Here is a 21,993-nt window from a genome sequence, read left to right as displayed (position 1 = left end):
TTTGGTTGAATGATGTATTTAGAACATGTAGGTAAGTATTTTATGATGTTGGGGCGTGTTTTTAGAAAACCACAAAAATTTCGTGTTTTTTATCAAGCTTTAATGAAAGAAATTGAAGATTTGGGTATAAAGTCTCTTGGTATTATTATGTTTATTTCTTTTTTTATTGGAGGGGTAATTGCACTGCAAACAGCACTGAATTTAGATAGCCCATTTATACCAGATTCCTTAATAGGTTTTGCTGCAAAAAGATCTATTATACTAGAATTTGCACCCACTTTTTGCTGTATAATTCTTGCGGGTAAAGTTGGTTCATATATTACCTCTAGTATTGGTACAATGCGTGTAACAGAGCAAATAGATGCTTTAGAAGTTATGGGAATAAACGCTCTTAACTTTTTAGTTTTACCAAAAATTTTAGCAGCTTTATTATTTTATCCGTTTTTAATTACTTTGGCAATGGTCTTAGGAATTTTTGGAGGTTGGGTTGCTGGTGTGCTTTCTGGTTTATTTACGGGTGCAGATTATATTACAGGAATACAAACAGATTTTAAGCCATTTTTAATTGTGTATGCACTTATAAAAACACTTATTTTTTCTTTTTTAATAGCTACTGTGCCTTCTTACCATGGTTATTATGTGAAAGGAGGGTCTATTGCTGTTGGTAGAGCGAGTACACAAGCGGTTGTCTGGACCACAATTTTAATTGTAATTGCTAATTATTTTCTAACTCAAATGTTGTTAACTTAATATATGATAGAGGTTAAAAATTTACACAAAGGTTTTAATGGAGTAGAAGTTTTAAAAGGAATTTCTACTACTTTTTTACCAGGAAAAACCAATCTAATTATTGGTCAAAGTGGTTCTGGGAAAACGGTTTTCTTAAAATCTTTAATAGGTCTGCATGTGCCAGAGGAAGGTACTGTTTCTTTTGATGGAAGAATAAATACAGCGTTTTCCCAAGAAGAGAAAATGCAATGGAGACAAGAAATTGGTATGGTTTTTCAAGGAAGTGCTTTGTTTGACTCCCAAACAGTAGAAGAAAATATAATGTTTCCTTTAAAGATGTTTACAGAAAAGTCGCAAGCGGAAATGTTAGATCGAGTAAACACTGTTTTAAAACGAGTTAATTTAGAAAACTCAAATAAAAAATTGCCCGCAGAGTTATCTGGTGGTATGCAGAAAAGAGTTGCCATTGCAAGAGCAATTGTAATGAACCCTAAATATTTGTTTTGTGATGAGCCAAATTCTGGGTTAGATCCTCAAACAGCTATTGTAATAGACAACTTAATTCAAGAAATTACAGAAGAATATAAAATTACAACCGTAGTTAATACACATGATATGAATTCTGTAATAGAAATTGGAGAAAAAATTATTTTTTTAAATAAAGGCGTAAAAGCATGGGAAGGGACCAGTGAAGATATATTTTCTACTGATAACGAAGCAGTTGTAAGTTTTGTGTATTCCTCTAATTTATTGAAGAAAGTGAGGGAAGTTTATTTGAATGAAAAAAAATAAAAAAATATTTGGTTGGTTGTAAATAAAGTGTATATTTGCAGCCGCTAAGAGATAGATATTGACCTGGTAGCTCAGTTGGTAGAGCATCTCCCTTTTAAGGAGAGGGTCCTGGGTTCGAGCCCCAGCCCGGTCACAGAAAATTAAACTCCACACATTGTGTGGAGTTTTTTTTATTTAACACAATTTCTGCAATTTAATAGATTTTAATAAATATTTTTGTTCTATAATTTCTTAAAATTATGAATAAATTTTATTTTATACTTATTTCAATCCTTTTTATGAGCAATTCAAACCAAGTAATTTTCGACTTTAAATCTAATTCAGATATTTCTAACTGGAGCGTACTAGACGATGTTGTGATGGGAGGAAGGTCTAATGGGAATTTCAAAATAAATGAAAATGGTTATGGAGAGTTTTACGGAAACGTATCTTTAGAAAACAATGGTGGCTTTTCATCATTAAGACATCGTTTTTCTTCCATTGAAATAAAAGATTTTAAAGAAGTTGTTTTAAGGGTAAAAGGGGGAGCTAAAAAATATCAATTTAGAATTAAAGATACGCTAAGTAACCAGTACTCTTTTGTTGCTAACTTTGAAACAAACGGAGAATGGCAAATAATTAAAATTAGTCTTTCTGAAATGTACCCTGCATTTAGAGGTAGAAAGTTAGAAATAGGTAATTTTTCATCAGAAAACATAGCAGAAATTGCATTTTTAATAGGAAACAAGACTGCCGAAAACTTTAAATTAGAGATAGATAAAATCTACCTTCAGTAGTTTATAAATACGATTTCAAATTAGTTTTTGTTGTACCTTTCCACAGTTCAAATAAACAGGTAATGGAAGAAGATATTAAAAAAAACATAACACCTAATTCTGCAGAAGAATCCGGACAGAATGTAAAAGATGATGCAAGAGGTTTATTAGATAGTGTTAAAAAATTTTTAATAGAACTTTTCGATTTTAGAGATGATACAGATCATGAAGCTACTATAGAGGCTATTAAAGCAGATATTCCTTTTAAAGGCGCAACTGCTTGGATTTTGCTTTTCGCGGTTTTTGTGGCATCTATAGGATTAAATGCAAATTCAACGGCTGTTGTAATTGGAGCCATGTTAATATCTCCTTTAATGGGGCCAATTCTAGGCTTAGGAATGTCTTTCGCTTTAAATGATATAGACACATTCAAGAAGTCTTTAATCAACTTAGGAACCATGATTGGGCTAAGTTTATTTGCATCATTCTTATTCTTTTATTTCTTTCCTTTGAGTGAGGATAACTCAGAATTATTAGGACGCGTTAGTCCAGACATACGAGATGTTTTAATTGCCTTTTTTGGTGGTTTAGCGTTAATGGTGGCAAGAACTAAGAAAGGCACCATTGCGTCTGTTATTTTTGGTGTTGCTATTGCCACCGCATTAATGCCGCCTCTTTGTACTGCAGGGTATGGTTTGGCTAAAGGAAATTTTTCTTACTTTTTTGGAGCAATGTACTTGTTTACAATTAATACTATTTTTATCGCGTTGGCAACATTTCTAGTTTTAAAACTGTTAAACTTTCCAATGCATAAATATGCAAATGCTGCCAAGAGAAAAAGATACTCTACAATTGCTACGGTGGTGGGTATAGCAGTTATGATTCCTGCTATTTTTACTTTTATTACCGTATTTAATGAAAACCAGGTTGATACAGAAATAACAATATTTATTAAAAATGAAATCAGTTCTAACCCTTCTTATCTTTTAATGGAAAGTCCGTATGATAAAGAATCTAAGACTTTAGAATTAAAATTCTTTAACGAGGTTAGTGAAGCTGAAGAAAATTCATTAAAAAATAGAATGTTAACAGATCCTAGGTATCAGCATTTAAAAGAAGTGTCTTTAAAGGTGAGAGACAGTGATACTAAAAGTTTCGATCTAATAACAACTGCCTATAAAGAAAAGCGTGAGGAATTACAAGAAAGTAAAAATATTGTAGCTGGTTTGCAAAAACAAATAGCGGGTTTACAGGAAACCATCTCGAGTTTAAATTATAGAATAGAGCAAGACGCTTTAAATAAAAATGAAAAGGCGGTTGCATTTAGTAGAATTGCTAAAGATGCAAAAATTAGATATGTAGATATTGAAGAAATTGGTTATGCAAGTGTGCTATTTTCTAAAGATTTTATTAAGATTGATACCATTCCTGTTGCAACCATAAAATGGAATATAAAATTACCAGATAGTATTATCTCACCAAAGGAAAGAGAATTAAGAAACTGGCTTCAAAAAGAAATGGCGCTAGATACGTTGTTTATTAAAAGAGAAAAATAAATAAAAAACCCTTTTTGATTTTAAAAATCTGAAAGGGTTCAATTTATATGATAAGGTGATAAAAGAAGGAGTTATTTAAACAAAATCTTTACCAAATTCTTCTCGAACATCTGCCGTTATTTGCTTAATATCTTGTTCCGCTTCTCTAGGACAGATTAGAAGAACATCCTCTTTTTCAACAATAATAAAATTACTTAAGCCTTGTACTATAACCTTCTTGCCAGATTGTGTTCTAATCATGTTGCCATGAGCATCTCTAAATATTGTTTGAGCCCCTACAACGGCATTTTGGGCATCGTCTTTTTCTAATTTGCTGTGTAAAGATCCCCAAGTTCCTAAATCGTTCCAGCCAAAATCTACGGGTAAAACGTGTACGTTTTTTGCTTTTTCCATGATACCAAAATCAATGGAAATATTTTGACATTTAGAATAATTATTTTTGATAAAATCGTTTTCAAAATCTGAATTATACACATTGTTTTCATCATCTAAAACAGCAACCATTTCTGGTAAAGTATTTTTAAAAGCCTTAATAATACTTTTTGCAGACCAAATAAAGATGCCTGCGTTCCAAAGATAATCGCCACTTTCTAGAAATTTTTCAGCAGTTTCTAAATTCGGCTTTTCAGTAAAATTCTTTACTTTTTTTATTTCTGAAGCATCTTTTTTAAATTTGATATAACCATACCCTGTATTTGGTGCGTCTGGTTGAATCCCTAGCGTCATCAAAATATCTGCTTTAGAACAAGCGTTAAAAGAAGTTTGTATATTTTTAGTAAACTCTGCTTCATTATCAATCCAATGATCTGAAGGAGCAACGAGTATTACAGCATCAGGATTTTGATTGTATATTTTTAAAGCTGCATATAAAATACAAGGTGCTGTATTTCTCATGGCAGGTTCTAGTAATAATTGGTTCTTTTTTACTTTTGGCAGATGCTCTAAAACCAATTTTTCATAACGCTCATTCGTTGCAATCAAAATATTTTTTGAAGGAATTAAATCATTAATTCTTTCATAAGTTCTCTGAATTAAACTTTGGCCAACACCTAAAATGTCATGAAATTGTTTTGGATATGTTGACGTGCTCATTGGCCAAAAACGAGAACCAACACCACCAGCCATAATAACTGCGTAATAATTTTTATTATCTGTCATAACTTTGTACTTCTACGTTTTGATTAAAGAGATAGACTTTTTTATTTGCCATATTTGTACACTCATAGCGTGTTCTTCTCTTGTTCCCTCTTTTATAAATAACATCTTTAAAGATAAAAAAACTTTCAAAAGGAATTGTAAAGATAAATTTCTTTCCTGTTTCTGCTAGATTTCCTTTTAGAGCTAATGATAAGTTAACATCAGCATCTGTACTTGCTTTAGGGTTTTTTAAATAATGTGCCAAGTAAGGCAGTATTTCTTTCGGATAAATGTTCGGGTTCAAAAAAGGCAACATTAAATGTTGAAATACTGCTTTCCACTCTTTCCCATGTGGCTGCACAAGCCCGAATTTTTGATGCGTAACATGATGTGCAATTTCATGAACTAAAGTTAATAAAAACTGATGTTTGTTCAGGTTGTTATTGACGGTGATTTGAAACTTACCATTTGGTAAGCTTCTAAAATCGCCATGTTTTGTAGCCCGTTGTTCTACAATCTTTAGCGTAAAGTTGTGTTCATTTATAAGAAACTCCAAAAAAGGAATCGCTTTTTGTGGTATGTAATTTTGATAATCTTCTGTCAATTTTTAATTTTGATTACTGATTACTGATTACTGATTACTGATTACTGATTACTGATTACTGATTACTGATTACTGATTACTGATTACGGAGTTGAAGAAGAAACTTGCAACACTTTTCCGTTGTAGAACTTATTACCTGTTAAAGCAAAATTATATAAATAATCTGCCATTTCTGTAGCAGAAAGTGGTGCTAGGTATCCAGGAAATGCTTCCTCTAACATTTCTGTTTGTACAGCTCCGAGCGCCAAAACATTAAAAGCAATTTGTTGCTCTTTATATTCTTCCGCTAGTAATTCTGAGAGTGTAATTACAGCACCTTTTGCAGATGAATAAGCTGCTAAACCAGGAAATTTCATGCTTCCTTGAATTCCGCCCATAGAACTGATAGTAACTACATGACTTCCTTTTTGCAAAAACGGAATCATTAATTTTGTGATTTCTGCAACCGCAAAAACATTTACTTTATAAACTTCTAAAAAATCATCCGAAGATAGCTCTGTAAAAGGTTTGTTGATTAGTTTTCCTGCATTATTTATTAAAACATCCACTTTTTTCCAAGTATTTTTAATAAAATCTGTAACTTTATTAAGATCTTCAGAATTAGAAATATCAACAGATAAAACAGTGATGTTTTTATGATTTAGGGCTAATAATGGTTTTGAATTTCTAGAAAGAGCTAAAACTTGATGTCCGTTTTCTGCAAATTGTTTAGCAAGCTCAAATCCAATTCCTCTACTTGTTCCTGTAATTACTACGTTTTTCATTCTTTTCATTTAAAGGAAGCAAATTAAGTATTTTTTCATACATTTAAAGACAAAATAGATACAAATGAAGAAAATATTTTTGCTTTTTATAACCGTATTTTTTATGCAGAATTTTATGGCGCAAACTACTTATATTTTATGCGGAAAATTATTAGACACCAAATCAGGAGAAATAGCAACTAAAAAAACCATTATTGTAAAAGAAAATAAAATTTACAAAGTGATGGATGGGTATGTCTCGCCTAAAAGTGTAACAGCAATAACTATAGATTTAAAAGATAAGGTTGTAATGGCTGGTTTAATTGATTTTCATGTGCATATAGAACAAGAGTTTGATAGAAATACAAGGCTAAATAGTTATGTTTTGAACGAAGCAGATGTTGCTTTTAATTCGGTTGGTTTTGCTAAAACGACACTTTTAAACGGATTTACAACGGTAAGAGATTTAGGAGGAAGTGGTGTTAATATATCCATTAGAAATGCAATTAACGCAGGTAAAATTCCTGGACCAAGAGTTTTTACAGCTGGTAAATCTTTGGCAACAACTGGGGGTCATGCAGATCCTACAAACGGAAGTAGTAGGAAATTAATTGGCAACCCAGGGCCAAAAGAAGGTGTTGTGAACTCTGTTGATGATGCAAAAAAAGCAGTAAGACAACGCTATAAAAATGGCGCAGATTGCATAAAAATAACGGCAACTGGTGGTGTTTTAAGTGTTGCGAAGTCAGGTGATAATCCGCAATTTACAATTGAAGAAATAAAAGCAATTTGTAAAACAGCAAACGATTACGGAATGTATGTTGCTGCGCATGCTCATGGAGATGAAGGAATGAGAAGAGCAATTATTGGTGGCGTAAAAACTATTGAACACGGAACTTATATGAGTTCTGAAACGATGGAATTGATGAAAAAACATGATGCGTATTTAGTGCCAACAATTACTGCCGGAAAAGAAGTAGAAGAAAAGGCGAAGATACCAGGCTTCTATCCTGATATTGTGGTGCCTAAAGCATTGGCCGTTGGTCCACAAATTCAAGATACTTTTGCAAAAGCATATAAAAAAGGCGTAGGAATTGCATTCGGAACAGATGCTGGAGTTTTTAAACACGGTAATAACGGTAAAGAGTTTGGTTTTATGGTGGAAGCTGGAATGCCAGCTATGGAAGCAATTCAGTCTGCAACCATTACAAATGCAATGTTGCTAAAGATGGAAAATGAAATAGGACAAATACAAAGTGGTTTTTTTGCAGATATTATTGCTGTAGATGAAGATCCAACAAAAAACATTGCTACCATGGAAAAGGTAGTTTTTGTGATGAAAAATGGTAAAGTATATAAAGATGAGAAATAAAAATTTAAACTTATTTATAGTCGCATTTTCTATAATAAGTATCATTGTAAACCTTGTGCAAAACAAACCTACAAGTGATCTTTTTGGATTTGAAGTAAACTCTTGGTTTGTTAGCATATTATGGCTACTAATAGGGCTGGTTTCTTACAAGAGATACAAAGACAAGAAGGAAGAAGAAGGCAATTAGCTTTCTCTTCTTTCTATTCAAAAGTTATATGTTGATATGCACCAATATCTGGGTTTGTTGCTCTGTCAATGCCTAAAATGTCTAGCGTAAATGGTGTTGTAATTGCCTTGTTTATGGCATCACTTTTATCACCAATAATAAAATCGCCTTTTTGGGTATCTCTAAAATTTGGATTACCATTTAAAACAATATTGCGATAGTTTGTGTTGTCTGCAAAATCTACTTCAGTAACACCATCAAAAGAGTTGTTGAAGTCGTTAAATTTAATAAGGCTGTTCTTTATAGAATAATTAAACAAACCACCTCCATCAACATTATCTAATAAAAATTCAATGTTATTATTGCCATCAAAAATACAATTCGTAAAGTTAGCAGCTTTTAAGTCTCTAGTCTCTGTAATTTCTTGTCCGGCTTCATTAGTGTAAACAAAGAAATTGTTTACTAAAACAGCTGGTAATTGTCTAATGCCGCTGTTCCAGTAATTCGCAAAAGTACTGTGTGTAAAATTGTACGTTCCGCCAATAGTTGCTGCTAAAGAAGCTTGTCCTGCAGCACCAATAACCACATTATGCCCTTCAATATTTGTTTCTCTGGCAAGAATTCCGAAGTTAGAATGATTGTAAATTTCTGTGTTTTCTAGTTTTAAAGTAGGAGTAGCGTTAGATCCAATACTATCAACTAGAATACCAATAATACCATTTTTAATTTGTGCATGTTGTATCTCATTGTCCTTGCTTCCTGCACGCACCCATATAGTTCCCCATTGTCCAGGAGTCTGACTAAAACTATTTTCTAACCTATCTCCTTCGAAAATAACTTTTTCAGAAAAAGTTCCGTTTACTCTTAAAGTTGCTTTATCATCTACGATTAAACCAGAATTGTTATGAAAATGGATTCTTGCTCCAGCTTCAATTGTTAATGTTTTATTTGAAGGAACTGCTGCATAACCATAAATAACAGTAGGTTTTGTTTTTGTAAAGGTAAGTTCTGTATCTTCTAAAAAACGTCCTTTAATAGTGGTTGGTTGTCCGTTTAGCGTTAAGCTATCTATCTTCATAGAAATGGCATTTTTACCCGGAAAAATAAAGTTCGCATCTTCTACCAAAGTAACTAAGTCTACATCTTGCAGGTTATCTCCAGTATCAAACAAAATACGATCTGTGTACAAAGGGTTTGGCTCATTTGTAACAGCTACAGTAGTTTCAATAAAAACAAAAATGCTGTCTTTTGCCAGAATACCAATGTCATTAAATTCCTTTCCAGGAATTCCATCTACATTTAATCGGTAGTTAGAAGAGGTGCCGTTTTCTAATTGAATTCTAGGAATTGTAATGGCATTATTTCCTCTATTGTATACCTTTAAATTATAAGTTGCCGAACCAATACTTGTAAAAACGGTGTCTAAAAATACGGTATCTTTAGAGAATTCTAGTTTACCAGAGTTGGGTATGGTAGAGAAATCTTTTCTACAAGAGCTCATAGAAATAAGAGCAATACAAATAATAAAAGTAATAAAGTAGCGCATAGATTTATGTTGTATGTGGTTGTTTCGAAACTACCAGTGTAGTTACATGTTCTTTAAAAAAAAGAGAACATTTAAAACATTTAATTATTGTTTTATCAGTTCTATTTCAAATAATTTCCCCCAATATTTACCAGTAACAAATAATCTATTGTTCTCATCGTCATAAGCAATACCGTTTAAAACTTCATCATTTGCAACTAAATTTTGTGTTTTAGCCATTTCTTTTTCTAAGCCCTTTAAATTGGCTAAGCCTTCTACAATTCCGCTTTCTGGATTTATAATTGCAATAACAGATTTTTGATAATAATTGGCATATATTTTTCCGTTTACCAGCTCAAGCTCATTTAAATGATCTACGGCTCTATCGTGTGAATATACTTGTATAAAACTTTTTTCGGTATAATTGTCTTTGTCTAAAAACCAAATTTTATGGGATCCGTCAGATTTTATCAATTCGGTTTTGTTTTGGGTTAAGCCCCAACCTTCTTTACTTTTATTATAGGCAAACTCTTTTTCTTGCTTAAATGTTTCTAAGTCATAGACAAAACCTTTTTTGTTTTCCCAAGTTAACCAAATAATTTTATTGTTTACAATGGTCATTCCTTCACCAAAGTACTTGTCATCTAAAGAAACCTTTTGAAGTACTTTACCGGTTTCAATTTCTACTTTTCTTAGTGTAGATTCGCCTCTACGACCTGTGGTTTCATATAAAAACCCGTTATAATATTCTAAACCCTGTGTGTAAGCTTTTTTATCATGAGGGTATTCATTTATAATTTTATAGGTATAAATGGCAGGTTTTGTATTTGCAAACACCTCTATAAAGCCATTTTCTTTTTTCGTTTTCCCATTAAAAAATGCCAAAGCATTAACAGCGTGTTTACCAACACCCAAATCTGTTGTATTAATGTTTGCAATATTACCTTCACTAGCAACTTCTTTTCCGTTTATATAAAACTGAACCTTATCTACAGGTTTGTCATTTTTCTCCGTCAGTTTTATAGTGACAGACTCATTTACAACAACTTTATTAGGCTTCTCTAAAGAAAATTTATAGTCATTAGCACAAGAAGAAGTTAGAAACAATAGAGTTAAAAAGGATATTAAGATAGAATAATTCTTCATTATTTATATAGATTTCAATGTATTAGAATGTAAATATTCAAAAAAAAGACAACAAAAAACAACTTTTAAGAACTAAAAGAAGCTTAAATTTGCTTTTAGGTGAAATAAAAACTAATTATTTATTTGTAAATTAAAAAATAAGGTTAAATTTGCATCTTCAAAATAGTTAAAGACAGCTATTTAGAATATTGTGTAAAACTTTACCAATTTTACGCTTACAAACATAAACATAAAAGTATTAAAATATATTACAATGAGAAAAGGAATTCATCCAGAAAATTACAGAATGATGGCTTTTAAAGATATGTCTAACGGAGATGTATTTATAACACGTTCTACTGCAGACACAAAAGAAACTTTAGAGTTAGAAGGTGTAGAGTATCCTTTAGTAAAATTAGAGATTTCTAGAACTTCTCACCCATTTTACACTGGTAAATCTAAACTTATCGATGCTGCAGGACGTATTGACAAGTTCAAAAACAAATACGCAAAATTCAAAAAAGAGTAATTCTTTTAGAATTTTAAACATATTTAAAACTCCAACATTTATTTGTTGGAGTTTTTTGTTGTTTATCATTTGGGCGTTTCCTTACAGGTCGGGCTTTACGTTGCAATCTTTTTATTCATACTTCACAAAAAGGATTTTCACTGCAATCCCTAACGCAAACTATTTGCAAGAGCTATGACAGTATATGGTGTAAAATGAGTACTTTTAACGTCTTTTAAAAATGAACAAAAAATGAGAAATACCATACTTGCAATTTTCATAGGAATTACAATTTTATCAGGGGTTTTAGTTTATTTCCTTCCACAAATAGGAACCATAATTTTACTGTCCATTTCAGGCTTGTTAATGATAATTGCAATTCACGATAGCCTACAAACCAAACATTCTTTATTAAGAGCATTTCCTTTAATAGCACGTTTACGCTGGTTTTTTGAAGAAGAAAGAGATAAAATTCAACAATATTTTATAGAAGATAATTTAAACGGAACGCCAATAAATAGAGAGAAAAGAAGTATTGTCTATCAACGTTCTAAACTAGAAAAAGAAACGGTTCCTTTTGGTACACAACACAATGTGTATAAGAAAGGATACGAGTTTGTAAAGCATTCTCTGTTTCCAAAAAATCACCATGAAATAGTAGGAGATCGAATTATTTTTGGTTCAGACAAATGCACACAAAAATACGACGGTTCTATTATCAATATTTCTGCAATGTCTTTTGGTTCTTTAAGTAAAAATGCAATTATGGCATTAAATCAAGGAGCTAAAATGGGGAATTTTGCACATAATACTGGTGAAGGTGGAGTTTCTCCTTACCACTTGCAAGGAGGAGATTTAATTTTTCAAGTAGGAACAGGGTATTTTGGAGCAGGACAATCTTTAAATGGAAAACGGGTTTTCGACGATGAGATTTTTAGAGACAATGCCATTCGCCCAGAAGTAAAAATGATTGAAATTAAACTCTCTCAAGGAGCAAAACCTGGTCATGGAGGAATTCTTCCTGCAGAAAAAAATACAGCAGAAATTGCAAAAATCAGAAAAGTAGAGGTAGGTACACAAGTAGACTCGCCACCAAGTCATTCTGCATTTTCTAACTTTGAAGAAATGGTTGCTTTTATTCAAAAAGTAAGAGATTTATCAGATGGTAAACCTGTAGGAATTAAATTATGTGTTGGTAATAATGAAGAAATAGAGCAAATGATAGCCGCATTTGCAAGTGCAAACAACTACCCAGATTTCATTTCTGTAGATGGTGGAGAAGGAGGTACAGGTTCTGCTCCAATGGAATTTACAAATTATATTGGTACACCATTAGTAGAAGGGTTGGTTTTTATAAACAAACTGTTACAAAAATATCAGTTAAAGCACCAAATAAAAATTATTGCAAGTGGTAAAGCTGTTGATGCTTTTGATATTGTAAAATATTTAGCTTTAGGGGCAGATGCCATTGGTATGGCAAGAAGTTTTATGCTAAGTTTAGGTTGTATACAAGCGAGAGAATGTAATTTAGATACGTGCCCAGTTGGTGTGGCTACGCAAGACCCAGATTTAGTAAAGGCATTGGTTGTACAAAAGAAAAATATAAGAGTAAAAAACTACCATAATAAAACCATCATGACGGTTAAAGAGGTAGTTGGTGCTATGGGAGTAGCTGCTATTTATAATATAAAAGCAAGTCAGGTTTTTAGAAGAAGGAAAGATGATGAGGTGGTAAGTTTAGAAGAAATTTATTATAAAGAATAAAAAAGTTTTTCATTTTATGGAGTTTTTTGATATTGTTATTATTGGTGGAGGACCTATTGGAATTGCTTGCGGTTTAGAAGCCCAAAAAAAAGGTTTAACGTATGTTATTCTAGAGAAAGGCCCTATTGTAAATTCGTTATATAATTATCCTGTAAACATGCAGTTTTTCTCTTCTTCAGAAAAGTTGGAGATAGATGAAATTCCGTTTATTAGTAAAGAGGCAAAACCTAGAAGAAGTGAAGCTTTAGAGTATTACAGAAGAATTACAACGTCAAATAAATTGCATATAAATTTGTTTGAAAAAGTAACTTCAATTTCTAAAACAGATAATGAGTTTATGGTTATTTCTGATAAAAATAGGTATGCATCTAAAAATGTAGTTATTGCAACTGGTTTTTATGACATTCCGAATACTTTAAATATTCCGGGAGAAGGACTATCTAAAGTTTCTCATTATTATAATGATCCGCATTTTTATGCAGGACAAAAAGTAGCAATTATTGGCGCAAGTAACTCGTCTGTAGATGCAGCACTAGAATGTTATAGAAAAGGAGCAAACGTTACTTTGGTTATTAGAGGAACAGAAGTTGGGCAACGTGTAAAATATTGGGTAAGACCAGATATTATCAACAGGATTAAAGAAGGAAGTATTAAGGTATATTATAATGCTACCGTTAAAGAAATATTTAAAGACACTATTTCTATAAATACAGAAAACGGATTAGAAATGTTACAAAATGATTTCGTTTTGGCATTAACGGGGTACAAACCAAACTTTACTTTTTTAGAAAAAATTGGTGTTTCGTTCTCGGTTGATGAGAAGAAGATTCCTTCTTATAACGAAGAAACCATGGAAACCAATATCAAAGGAGTCTATTTAGCTGGAGTTATTTGTGGTGGAATGGATACGCACAAATGGTTTATAGAAAACTCTCGCATTCATGCAAAAATGATTGTTGGAGCTGTTTTAGAAAAACAGACAGCGGTTTCATTGTAAAGAAAAAGAGTACTCTATTTATTTTAAGAAGAAGTCTTTCTTAATACTCCCATTTCACTAAAAAAAACAGATGTAGTATCTAGTGCTTGTGTATCCTAAATGTAAGTTTTGGTAGCCTTAATATTATATTCATAACTATACACACTAGAACTAAAGTATAGTTATGAATATTTTTAATTTGTAATTATTTCGATTTTAATAAAGGGGCATATTTTTCTTTATACTGATAAATAAAGATAATATTCAGAATTAATAAAATTAAAGCTCCGTAAATTTTCTCTGGATCTAGAAAAAGGTGAAAAAGAACGGCGTTAATAGAAACACTCATTAAGATTAACGACATTAATGCACCAAATCTATTGAAAAGAAAAGCCAAACCAGCAGCGACTTCTACTACTCCAACAAGTTGCATCGCATAGGTTGATAATAAGTTTTGAAAATAGGCGTTTGCTTCTGGTGCCATTTCTGGAAAAGGGATGTAATTAAAAAAGTGGTCTAAGCCAAAAAAGATTAAAAAAAGACCGAAAAAAATACGCAGAAAAAGAAATACTTTTGAATTCATATAAGTTGTTTTTAGGTAAGGTAGTGTTATTAAATAGTATTCGCGACTTTATTGTATGCAGTTTAAAGCAGAATGGGATGTTTTATTACTTTCTATCTAAAAAATCTTGATATGCATTCTGGGTAATTGCTTTTCCTAAAGAGTCTAATTTAGAAGCATCTTTTCCTTTTTCTACAATTGGTTTTTTACTTACATTATCGAATAAAAAAGTCCCATTTTTAGTAAGTGTGCCAAAACCATTATTAAAAATATAATGTGCGTATTGGTTTTCTGAAGCATTAAATATGTTTTTACTAAATTTAAATGCAGAATTATCACCATCTAATAAGTCTAGCAATGTGTAAGAAAAGTCTACTTGACTAGCAATGTTATCTACTTCTACTCCTGTTTTATGTAAAGCGCCACCCAACCACAACATCGGAATTTTAAATTTCTTTGGAGAGTTAAATGCGCCCTCATGTTTAGGAGAACGATGGCCATGATCTGCTAAAATTACGATGAGTGTATTTTTGTACCAAGGTTGTTTTTTTGCATCTTCAATAAATTTGCCAATTACTTTATCGGTGTACGCATGGGCGCTTCTAAATTTATTTTCTTCAGTATCTTTTCCGAATTTGTAATCGCCAAGAATTTCATAAGGTTCATGACTTGTTAGCGTTAAAGCAATTTTAAAGAAAGGGGGTGTTTGTTCTTTAGCTAGATCATCAGAAAAGCGCTGCATAAAAATATGATCATGGGCTCCCCACTTAGAGTTCCAATCTTTTTTGTCAAAATCATCTCCATCAACAAAATCTGTAATACCTGCATTTCGTAAATAGGTATTCATGTTTCCAAAATTTAAATCGCCACCATGGTAAAAAGAAGTTTTGTAGCCTAAGTCAATCATTTTTTGCGGAAGCATTGGTAAACTTCTCGTTTTGTTTGGCATTTTCATAATGCTAACAGTAGGTTGTGGATAGTAACCACTTAGTATTGCAGGAATTCCTTTGTCTGTTCTGTCTCCGTTTGCATAAAAATTGGTAAATAAAATTCCTTCTTTAGAAAGTCTATTTAAGTTTTCTGTAACCGTAGGTTCACCTCCTAAAGGCCCCACAACTTTAGCCGTTAAGCTTTCCCAAATAATTAAAATTACGTTTGGTTTTGTTGTATTTAAGATAGTATCTGTACTTGCTTCTAAAAGCTGATTTCTATTTTTATTGATAATTTTTTTAGCTACAGCATCACTAAAATATTTATATGGATTTTTACCGTCGGACTTGTGAGTTAAGGCGTTAGAGAAATTCCAAATGAAATTAATTGCAGCATGATTGGCAAACATCTTACTAGAAAAATAAACGTTGCTTTGGTTTACAGGAATTGTTTGTAAACCACCTCTAAGTGGAATAATTAAAGCGGCGGTAATTAAAAGAAAAACCGGTGCTTGTAACCAATTTCCAATACTTAATTTTTCAATATTTTTATGGATAGTTCTCTTAAATATTTTGATAAAAACATACGAAGTAAGCAACCAGAAAATAAGTCCAGAAATTAGTTGAAAACTAGAAACAGAAGCAAGCATTACTTCTGGTGTGTTTAGATACGTTAATAAAGTAGTGTCTAATCGCGTGCCCCAAGATGCATATAAACTCGCATCAATAATTAATAATAAAGTGATAAGAATTACTAGAGTGTAAGAATACCACTTTATGATATTACCAATTTTTTTAGGATTTAAAAATATTGAAATAAGAAGTAATAAAAACGGAATGAAACTTAAATAAGCAGAAAAAGAGGCATCTAAACGCAGGCCGTATAAAAAGCTTTTAAGAATAGTAGTGAAACTTAATTCTTGTGTTTTATCAAAATAAAAAAGTAAGAAAAATAAACGAGCAAAAATAAAATAACCAATCCATAAAAAGAAATAAGAAATGTTGAATAAAAGTCTGTTTTTAAAATTCTTCATCAAAAAAAAGGATAATTAGTAAAGTTTACTCTGTTACTTTTAAACGTGCCTTTGCGGTTACAGAAATGGCTGCATAGTCTTTCTTTAAATACTTTAAATATCCGGTAATAGCAATCATTGCTGCATTGTCTGTAGTGTATTCAAACTTCGGTATGTAGGTTGTCCATCCAAAATGTTTTTCAGCAAGTTGTAATCTGTTTCTTATTTCAGAATTTGCAGAAACGCCACCCGCAATGGCAATCTGTTTAATATTTGTTTGTTTTACAGCATTTTTTAATTTATCCATTAAAATTTCTGCAATTGTGTATTGTATAGAAGCGCAAATATCATTCAGGTTTTCTTCAATAAAATTAGGATTTATTCTTTGTTGCTTCTGAATAAAATAAAGAATTCCTGTTTTTAACCCGCTAAAACTAAAATCTAAATCGCCAACTTTTGGTTTTGTAAAAGGAAACGCTTTCGGGTTTCCTAACTTTGCATGTTTATCAATTAAGGGCCCACCAGGATAAGGTAACCCTAAAATTTTAGCAGACTTATCAAAAGCTTCTCCAACAGCATCGTCGATTGTTTCCCCTAAAACTTCCATAGTAAAATGATCTGTGACTTTTACAATTTGGGTATGACCACCACTTATGGTTAAGCAGATAAAAGGAAAAGACGGGGTTTTACTAGCATCCTCTTCAATAAAATGTGCTAAAATATGCGCTTGCATGTGGTTTACATCTAATAACGGAATGCCTAAACCTAAAGCCAAAGACTTTGCAAAAGAAGTACCCACTAACAAAGAACCCATTAAACCAGGGCCACGTGTAAAAGCAATTGCAGACAGTTCTTCTTTTGTAATGTTTGCTTGTTCTATAGCTTGTTGCACCACAGGGACTATATTTTGCTGATGTGCTCTAGAAGCTAATTCTGGCACAACACCACCATATTTAGAGTGTACTTCTTGGTTGGCAACTACATTACTTAATACTTTTCCGTCGCAAATCACAGACGCACTCGTATCGTCACAAGAAGATTCTATACCTAAAATATAAATGGATGTTTTCATGAATGAGATAAAATCGATTTTTAGCAAAATTAAGTATAATTTTAGGTTGATTTTCCTTTTTTAAGAATAGAAATTTAATTCTTTGTTAAATTTCCACGTTCTTTGTAATACATGGCAATATTTTTGATTAATTTCCTTTAAATATTGTGAATAGTACTAAAATAGATCGTCATTAAAACCGTAGGAAAGAAAATATTAAAATGGGTAGGGTACATTGTACTCTTTCTTCTGCTAGTTAGTATTTTACTATCTACTTCTTTTGTGCAAACAAAGCTGGGTAGCTATGCAACCAATAAAATTAATGAAGATTTTGGTACAAACTTAACTATTGGTAAAATAAATCTTTCTTTTTTAGGAAGTGTAGCATTAAAAGATATTGAAATTAGAGACCATCATAAAGACACCTTAATATTTGTAAAAAAACTCACCACATCACTATTAAGTGCTAAGAAAGTTTTAGTTAGTGAAATTTTATTGGAAGACATAGTTCTAGAAGACGCATATTATTATATGAAAACCTACAAAGGAGAAACAGAGGATAATATGGCTGTTTTTATTGATGGTTTTAATAATGATAGACCAAAAGACTCTTTAGAATCTCCGTTTATTTTAAAAGCAAATAATGTCTATATTCAGAATTTAGACTTTAAATTAATCAATGAAAACAATACAAATCCTTTAAGTTTTTCTGCTTTAAGTATAGGTGGTAATGTGCAAGACATGGCAATTATTGGGTCAGATTTTTCTACCAATGCTAGAGGTTTGTATTTTAAAACCAATGAAGGTTTACAAGTAACCAACTTAACCACCAATTATACCTTTACCAGAGAGGCCATGCGTTTTGATAATACGAAATTAGAAACTCAAAATTCTAGTGTAATTGGCGATATTCTCTTCACTTACAAAAGAGAAGATTTAACAGATTTTAATAATAAGGTTACTATAAAAGCAGCTTTTAAAGAAAGTAAACTAAAGGTTTTAGATTTAAAAAAGTTTTATAATGAGTTAAATGGAAATGATGTTATTTCTTTTTCAGGGAAAATGAATGGGAAGTTGAATAACTTCAACTTAAAGAACTTAAACCTCTCAACAAAAAAAGGCATAAAGTTAAATGGAAATCTTTCTTTTAAAAATGCAGTTAATACAGAAAAAGGCTTTGTTTTTAAAGGAGATCTAAACAACCTAACGGCAACTTACAGTGAACTTAAAAATATTTTGCCAAATGTTTTAGGTAAAACGTTACCGTCGGAATTTGGGAAACTAGGTCAGTTTAAAATTAGAGGAAAAGTAACGGTTTCTCCCTCTAAAATGAAAGCTACGGTAGCTTTAAAATCGCAGATAGGTAGTGTAATTACAGACTTAGAAATTAACAATATAGAGGAGATTGATACCGCATCTTATACAGGTGATGTAGCACTTGTCGGTTTTAATATTGGCGCTTTTTTCAATGATCCTTTATTTGGAAAAGTATCTTTAAAAGGAGCTGTTAATGGAAGCGGTTTTAAATTAGATAACATTAATACGAAGTTTGTAGGAAATATTTCTGAGCTTAATTTTAACGGTTACACCTATAAAAATATTATTGCCAATGGTCAATATCAAAACAATAAGTTTGATGGAGATTTGGTGATCGATGATGTGAACTTTAAAATGAAATTTAATGGGTTGGCAGATTTGTCATCCGAAGTGCAAAAATTCGATTTTAATTCTGATATTTCTTATTTAAACTTAAGAGAAACCAATCTGTTCACCAGAGACACTATTTCTATTGTAAAAGGCAAAATAGCACTAGATGTAGAAGGAAATACGTTTGATGATATTATTGGAAAAGCAGTGTTTAAGAATGTGCTCTACACAAATCAGAAAAAAGAATATAGCTTCGAAGAGTTTACAGTAACATCTTCTATAAAAGACAGTATAAAAACCATTGATGTTGGATCTGAAGATATTGCACAAGGATATATTACAGGGAAATTTTCTTTTTCTGAATTGCCAAAAGTTGCACAAAATGCACTGGGTAGTATTTACACAAATTACAAACCCTATCAAGTTGCGCCAAATCAGTTTTTAGATTTTAACTTTACTGTCTACAATCAAATTGTAAATGTATTTTTCCCGAAGGTTTCTATTGATGATAAAACAAAAATCAAGGGGAAAATAAATTCTGATAGCGATTTATTTAGATTGAATTTTAATTCGCCAAGAATAGATGCTTATGGCACAGAAGTAAAGGTGATTTCTTTAAGAACAGATAACAGCAATCCGCTTTATAATACTTCTTTAACAGCAGATGAGGTAAATACAGCATATTATAATATATATAAATTAAATTTATTAAATAGAACAGAAAACGATACGTTGTATTTTAAATCTATTTTTAAAGGAGGAGATCAAAAAAATGAAGACTTTAATCTCGATTTTTTCTACACATTTAATCCTGAAGGAAAATCTGTTTTAGGATTTGAAAAATCATCTTTTATATTTAAAGAAAATACATGGAATATTAATCCAGATCATAAAAATACGGACAAAATTACGTTTGATTTAAAAAAGAATGAATTTAGTTTTAGTCAGTTTAAACTAGTTTCAGGAGAACAAAAAATTGAATTTACAGGAAACCTAATAGGCACAGAAGAAAAGATTCTTTTAGCAGATTTTACGAAAGTAAAACTACAAAGTTTTTTACCTAAAATAGATAGTTTAGACTTAAAAGGAGTGCTTTCTGGTCATTTAGATTTTGTGCAAGAGAAAGGTGTTTATGCGCCAGAAGGCTCACTAACGGTAAAAGATTTTGAGGTTAATAATTTTAAACAAGGAGATTTATTTGTAAATATAAAAGGAGATAATTCGTATGAAAAGTACAGTGTAAATTTATCCATAGAGCATAAAGATGTTAAAAGTATTGCAGCAATTGGTGCTTTAGATTTCTCATTAGAAAGACCAATTATAGATCTAAGTGTCTTTTTAGAGGAGTTTGAATTAGATGCATTTAGTCCTTTAGGTCAAGATGTTTTATCCTCCTTAAGAGGAACTGCGTCCGGAGAATTTACTTTAAGAGGTTTTTTAAGTAACCCAGATATGGAAGGTTCACTTCGACTGAAGAATGCAGGTTTAAAGTTTCCTTACTTAAATGTAGATTATGATTTTGAAGGAGAGTCTGTTATTACGTTGCTGCAGCAATCTTTTATTTTTGAAGATTTTAAATTGTTAGACACCAAGAATAAAACAAGGGGAGTTTTAGAAGGAGACATCTCTCATTCTAATTTTAATAAATGGTTTTTAAGGTTAAAGATAGCCGGAGATAATTTAATGGTTTTAGATACAGAAAGTAGAGAGGAAGCATTGTATTATGGTACTGCTTATATAGATGGTGCTGCAGATATCTTCGGGTTAACAGATCGATTAACCATAGAAGTAAATGCAAAAACAATGCCCGGAACCATTTTTGTGCTTCCTTTAAAAGATGTAGAAACCGTAGATAGTTTTAGTCTTATTCACTTTAAATCCGACGAGACAAAAGTAAAAGAGCGTCAAAAAGAAATTGCCCTAGAAGCATTAAAAGGACTTTCTTTAAATATCGATTTAGAAGTTACAAAAGATGCTGTTGCACAAGTTGTAATTGATGAGGTTTATGGAAGCCAACTCTCTGGACGAGGCATTGGAAACCTTCAAATAGAAATAGACACTAGAGGTAAATTTAACATGTACGGCGATTATGCTGTAGATAGCGGCGTGTATGATTTTAAGTATGGTGGTTTTGTAAACAAGCCATTTGTAATTCAAAAAGGAGGTACCGTTTCTTGGAACGGAGACCCTGCAGATGCCAATTTAGATGTGACTGCTGTTTATAAAGCGAAAGCAAACCCAGGTGTTTTATTAGAAAATTTTAATTCTAATAGAAACATAGAAGTCGATTTAGTGGCAAGAATTACAGGAGGTTTATTCAATTCGAAACAAGAGTTAGATATTCAGTTAACCAATGTAGACCCAACAATTGCAAATGAGTTAGAGTTTGTTTTAAATGATAATAATGTAAATGAAAAAACAACGCAATTTATATCGCTTTTAGCTTTTGGCAACTTTGCAAACCCAGACAAAGTAAATTTTGATGCAAATGCAACCATTACTAGTACAGCTTCCAGTGCTATTGCGGCAGCTTTTTCGAGCCTTTTAAGTAGTCCGGATAGTAAATTTCAGTTGGGTGTAGATTATCAACAAGGTCAAAATAATAGCGATCTAGATCGATTGAATATCGATAATCAGGTAGATTTGTCTGTAAGTACACAAGTGAGTGAACGGGTAATTATCAATGGAAAAGTAGGTGTTCCTATTGGTACACAAACACAGTCTAGCGTTGTTGGTGAGGTGAAGGTTGAGGTTTTATTGAATAAAGAAGGAAATTTTAGAGGAGTTATTTTTAATAGGCAGAATGAAATTCAATATACAATAGAAGATCAAGGATATACACAAGGTATTGGTTTGTCTTATCAAGTGAATTTTAACACACTTTCTGGTTTGCTTAGAAGATTAGGTTTAAAGAAAAAAAGAGGTCTAAAAGCTTCGGAAACAGTAAAAAAAGATACAACTAGAACAAAAGTGTTTGAAGATTTTAGAGGAAACTAATTTTTAGATTTAAAATTTCTCAAAACAATCCGAATTTTAAAT

General features: G+C 31.6%; 18 protein-coding genes and 1 tRNA gene. 11 read left to right on the top strand and 8 right to left on the bottom strand.

Going from position 1 to position 21,993, the window contains the following annotated elements; genetic code table 11:
• Positions 1–9: 9 nt before the first annotated feature.
• The 5 genes from ES045_RS13660 to ES045_RS13640 all read left to right on the top strand — a co-directional run bounded on the left by ES045_RS13660 (position 10) and on the right by ES045_RS13640 (position 3,832).
• Positions 10–750 (top strand): MlaE family ABC transporter permease, encoded by a 741-nt coding sequence (locus tag ES045_RS13660; RefSeq protein ID WP_147116851.1) that lies wholly within the window; start codon positions 10–12, stop codon positions 748–750.
• Between the two features lie 3 nt (positions 751–753).
• Positions 754–1,521: an ABC transporter ATP-binding protein gene (locus ES045_RS13655; protein WP_147116850.1), complete on the top strand. Its 768-nt coding sequence runs from the start codon at positions 754–756 to the stop codon at positions 1,519–1,521.
• Positions 1,522–1,581: 60 nt separating this feature from the next.
• A tRNA-Lys gene (locus ES045_RS13650) sits at positions 1,582–1,654 on the top strand.
• Between the two features lie 106 nt (positions 1,655–1,760).
• The gene (locus ES045_RS13645) at positions 1,761–2,297 is read left to right on the top strand and encodes a CIA30 family protein (RefSeq protein ID WP_223267259.1); all 537 of its coding nucleotides are present in this window, start codon (positions 1,761–1,763) and stop codon (positions 2,295–2,297) included.
• A 62-nt stretch (positions 2,298–2,359) separates the two neighbouring features.
• The gene (locus ES045_RS13640) at positions 2,360–3,832 is read left to right on the top strand and encodes a DUF389 domain-containing protein (protein ID WP_147116848.1); all 1,473 of its coding nucleotides are present in this window, start codon (positions 2,360–2,362) and stop codon (positions 3,830–3,832) included.
• Between the two features lie 75 nt (positions 3,833–3,907).
• Here ES045_RS13640 and ES045_RS13635 read toward each other — a convergent pair whose 3' ends face one another.
• From ES045_RS13635 to ES045_RS13625, 3 genes are all read right to left on the bottom strand, one after another.
• Positions 3,908–4,990 carry a mannose-1-phosphate guanylyltransferase gene (locus ES045_RS13635; RefSeq protein ID WP_147116847.1) on the bottom strand — a complete coding sequence of 361 codons (1,083 nt, stop codon included), beginning with the start codon at positions 4,988–4,990 and terminating at the stop codon, positions 3,908–3,910.
• Entirely contained in the window at positions 4,980–5,573 is a 594-nt protein-coding gene (locus ES045_RS13630) for a SprT-like domain-containing protein (RefSeq protein WP_147116846.1), read from the bottom strand. The genes ES045_RS13635 and ES045_RS13630 overlap by 11 nt, the downstream gene beginning before the upstream one ends.
• An 83-nt stretch (positions 5,574–5,656) precedes the next feature.
• Positions 5,657–6,337, bottom strand: coding sequence for an SDR family NAD(P)-dependent oxidoreductase (locus ES045_RS13625; RefSeq protein WP_147116845.1), 681 nt, complete (start codon positions 6,335–6,337; stop codon positions 5,657–5,659).
• Positions 6,338–6,401: 64 nt separating this feature from the next.
• On the opposite strand from ES045_RS13625, the gene ES045_RS13620 reads away from it, so the two are divergent.
• Both ES045_RS13620 and ES045_RS13615 read left to right on the top strand, forming a co-directional pair.
• Entirely contained in the window at positions 6,402–7,688 is a 1,287-nt protein-coding gene (locus tag ES045_RS13620) for a metal-dependent hydrolase family protein (protein ID WP_147116844.1), read from the top strand.
• Positions 7,678–7,875, top strand: coding sequence for a hypothetical protein (locus ES045_RS13615; protein WP_147116843.1), 198 nt, complete (start codon positions 7,678–7,680; stop codon positions 7,873–7,875). The genes ES045_RS13620 and ES045_RS13615 overlap by 11 nt, the downstream gene beginning before the upstream one ends.
• 13 nt (positions 7,876–7,888) lie before the next feature.
• Here ES045_RS13615 and ES045_RS13610 read toward each other — a convergent pair whose 3' ends face one another.
• Together ES045_RS13610 and ES045_RS13605 are read right to left on the bottom strand one after the other, a co-directional pair.
• The gene (locus ES045_RS13610; RefSeq protein WP_147116842.1) at positions 7,889–9,400 is read right to left on the bottom strand and encodes a hypothetical protein; all 1,512 of its coding nucleotides are present in this window, start codon (positions 9,398–9,400) and stop codon (positions 7,889–7,891) included.
• An 84-nt stretch (positions 9,401–9,484) separates the two neighbouring features.
• The gene (locus tag ES045_RS13605) at positions 9,485–10,525 is read right to left on the bottom strand and encodes a glutaminyl-peptide cyclotransferase (protein WP_147116841.1); all 1,041 of its coding nucleotides are present in this window, start codon (positions 10,523–10,525) and stop codon (positions 9,485–9,487) included.
• Between the two features lie 253 nt (positions 10,526–10,778).
• Between ES045_RS13605 and ES045_RS13600 the strand changes: the two genes are divergently transcribed.
• From ES045_RS13600 to ES045_RS13590, 3 genes are all read left to right on the top strand, one after another.
• Positions 10,779–11,033: a type B 50S ribosomal protein L31 gene (locus ES045_RS13600; protein ID WP_147116840.1), complete on the top strand. Its 255-nt coding sequence runs from the start codon at positions 10,779–10,781 to the stop codon at positions 11,031–11,033.
• 231 nt (positions 11,034–11,264) lie between these two features.
• Positions 11,265–12,776, top strand: coding sequence for an FMN-binding glutamate synthase family protein (locus ES045_RS13595; RefSeq protein WP_147116839.1), 1,512 nt, complete (start codon positions 11,265–11,267; stop codon positions 12,774–12,776).
• A gap of 16 nt (positions 12,777–12,792) precedes the next feature.
• Positions 12,793–13,773: a YpdA family putative bacillithiol disulfide reductase gene (locus ES045_RS13590; RefSeq protein WP_147116838.1), complete on the top strand. Its 981-nt coding sequence runs from the start codon at positions 12,793–12,795 to the stop codon at positions 13,771–13,773.
• Between the two features lie 184 nt (positions 13,774–13,957).
• On the opposite strand, the gene ES045_RS13585 is transcribed toward ES045_RS13590, so the two are convergent.
• The 3 genes from ES045_RS13585 to tsaD form a co-directional block, all read right to left on the bottom strand.
• Positions 13,958–14,335: a DoxX family membrane protein gene (locus ES045_RS13585; RefSeq protein ID WP_147116837.1), complete on the bottom strand. Its 378-nt coding sequence runs from the start codon at positions 14,333–14,335 to the stop codon at positions 13,958–13,960.
• Positions 14,336–14,420: 85 nt separating this feature from the next.
• Complete coding sequence (locus ES045_RS13580) at positions 14,421–16,277, bottom strand: LTA synthase family protein (protein WP_223267258.1); 1,857 nt, start codon at positions 16,275–16,277, stop codon at positions 14,421–14,423.
• A gap of 25 nt (positions 16,278–16,302) precedes the next feature.
• Positions 16,303–17,328: a tRNA (adenosine(37)-N6)-threonylcarbamoyltransferase complex transferase subunit TsaD gene (gene tsaD, locus ES045_RS13575; protein WP_147116836.1), complete on the bottom strand. Its 1,026-nt coding sequence runs from the start codon at positions 17,326–17,328 to the stop codon at positions 16,303–16,305.
• Positions 17,329–17,589: 261 nt separating this feature from the next.
• Between tsaD and ES045_RS13570 the strand changes: the two genes are divergently transcribed.
• Positions 17,590–21,951 (top strand): translocation/assembly module TamB domain-containing protein, encoded by a 4,362-nt coding sequence (locus ES045_RS13570; protein WP_223267257.1) that lies wholly within the window; start codon positions 17,590–17,592, stop codon positions 21,949–21,951.
• Positions 21,952–21,993: the final 42 nt, after the last annotated feature.

Origin of the sequence: Polaribacter sp. IC073, from assembly GCF_007997075.1 — a bacterium.
Taxonomy (GTDB): Bacteria; Bacteroidota; Bacteroidia; order Flavobacteriales; family Flavobacteriaceae; genus Polaribacter.
This window is presented reverse-complemented; position numbering and strand designations above follow the sequence as displayed.

What these genes read in the sequence shown, in the direction of transcription:
- ES045_RS13660 (WP_147116851.1), top strand. Translation starts at nt 10, where the DNA reads ATGATGTATTTAGAACATGTAGGTAAGTATTTTATGATGTTGGGGCGT.
- ES045_RS13655 (WP_147116850.1), top strand. Translation starts at nt 754, where the DNA reads ATGATAGAGGTTAAAAATTTACACAAAGGTTTTAATGGAGTAGAAGTT.
- ES045_RS13645 (WP_223267259.1), top strand. Translation starts at nt 1,761, where the DNA reads ATGAATAAATTTTATTTTATACTTATTTCAATCCTTTTTATGAGCAAT.
- ES045_RS13640 (WP_147116848.1), top strand. Translation starts at nt 2,360, where the DNA reads ATGGAAGAAGATATTAAAAAAAACATAACACCTAATTCTGCAGAAGAA.
- ES045_RS13635 (WP_147116847.1), bottom strand. Translation starts at nt 4,990, where the DNA reads ATGACAGATAATAAAAATTATTACGCAGTTATTATGGCTGGTGGTGTT.
- ES045_RS13625 (WP_147116845.1), bottom strand. Translation starts at nt 6,337, where the DNA reads ATGAAAAACGTAGTAATTACAGGAACAAGTAGAGGAATTGGATTTGAG.
- ES045_RS13620 (WP_147116844.1), top strand. Translation starts at nt 6,402, where the DNA reads ATGAAGAAAATATTTTTGCTTTTTATAACCGTATTTTTTATGCAGAAT.
- ES045_RS13615 (WP_147116843.1), top strand. Translation starts at nt 7,678, where the DNA reads ATGAGAAATAAAAATTTAAACTTATTTATAGTCGCATTTTCTATAATA.
- ES045_RS13610 (WP_147116842.1), bottom strand. Translation starts at nt 9,400, where the DNA reads ATGCGCTACTTTATTACTTTTATTATTTGTATTGCTCTTATTTCTATG.
- ES045_RS13605 (WP_147116841.1), bottom strand. Translation starts at nt 10,525, where the DNA reads ATGAAGAATTATTCTATCTTAATATCCTTTTTAACTCTATTGTTTCTA.
- ES045_RS13600 (WP_147116840.1), top strand. Translation starts at nt 10,779, where the DNA reads ATGAGAAAAGGAATTCATCCAGAAAATTACAGAATGATGGCTTTTAAA.
- ES045_RS13595 (WP_147116839.1), top strand. Translation starts at nt 11,265, where the DNA reads ATGAGAAATACCATACTTGCAATTTTCATAGGAATTACAATTTTATCA.
- ES045_RS13590 (WP_147116838.1), top strand. Translation starts at nt 12,793, where the DNA reads ATGGAGTTTTTTGATATTGTTATTATTGGTGGAGGACCTATTGGAATT.
- ES045_RS13585 (WP_147116837.1), bottom strand. Translation starts at nt 14,335, where the DNA reads ATGAATTCAAAAGTATTTCTTTTTCTGCGTATTTTTTTCGGTCTTTTT.
- ES045_RS13580 (WP_223267258.1), bottom strand. Translation starts at nt 16,277, where the DNA reads ATGAAGAATTTTAAAAACAGACTTTTATTCAACATTTCTTATTTCTTT.
- tsaD (WP_147116836.1), bottom strand. Translation starts at nt 17,328, where the DNA reads ATGAAAACATCCATTTATATTTTAGGTATAGAATCTTCTTGTGACGAT.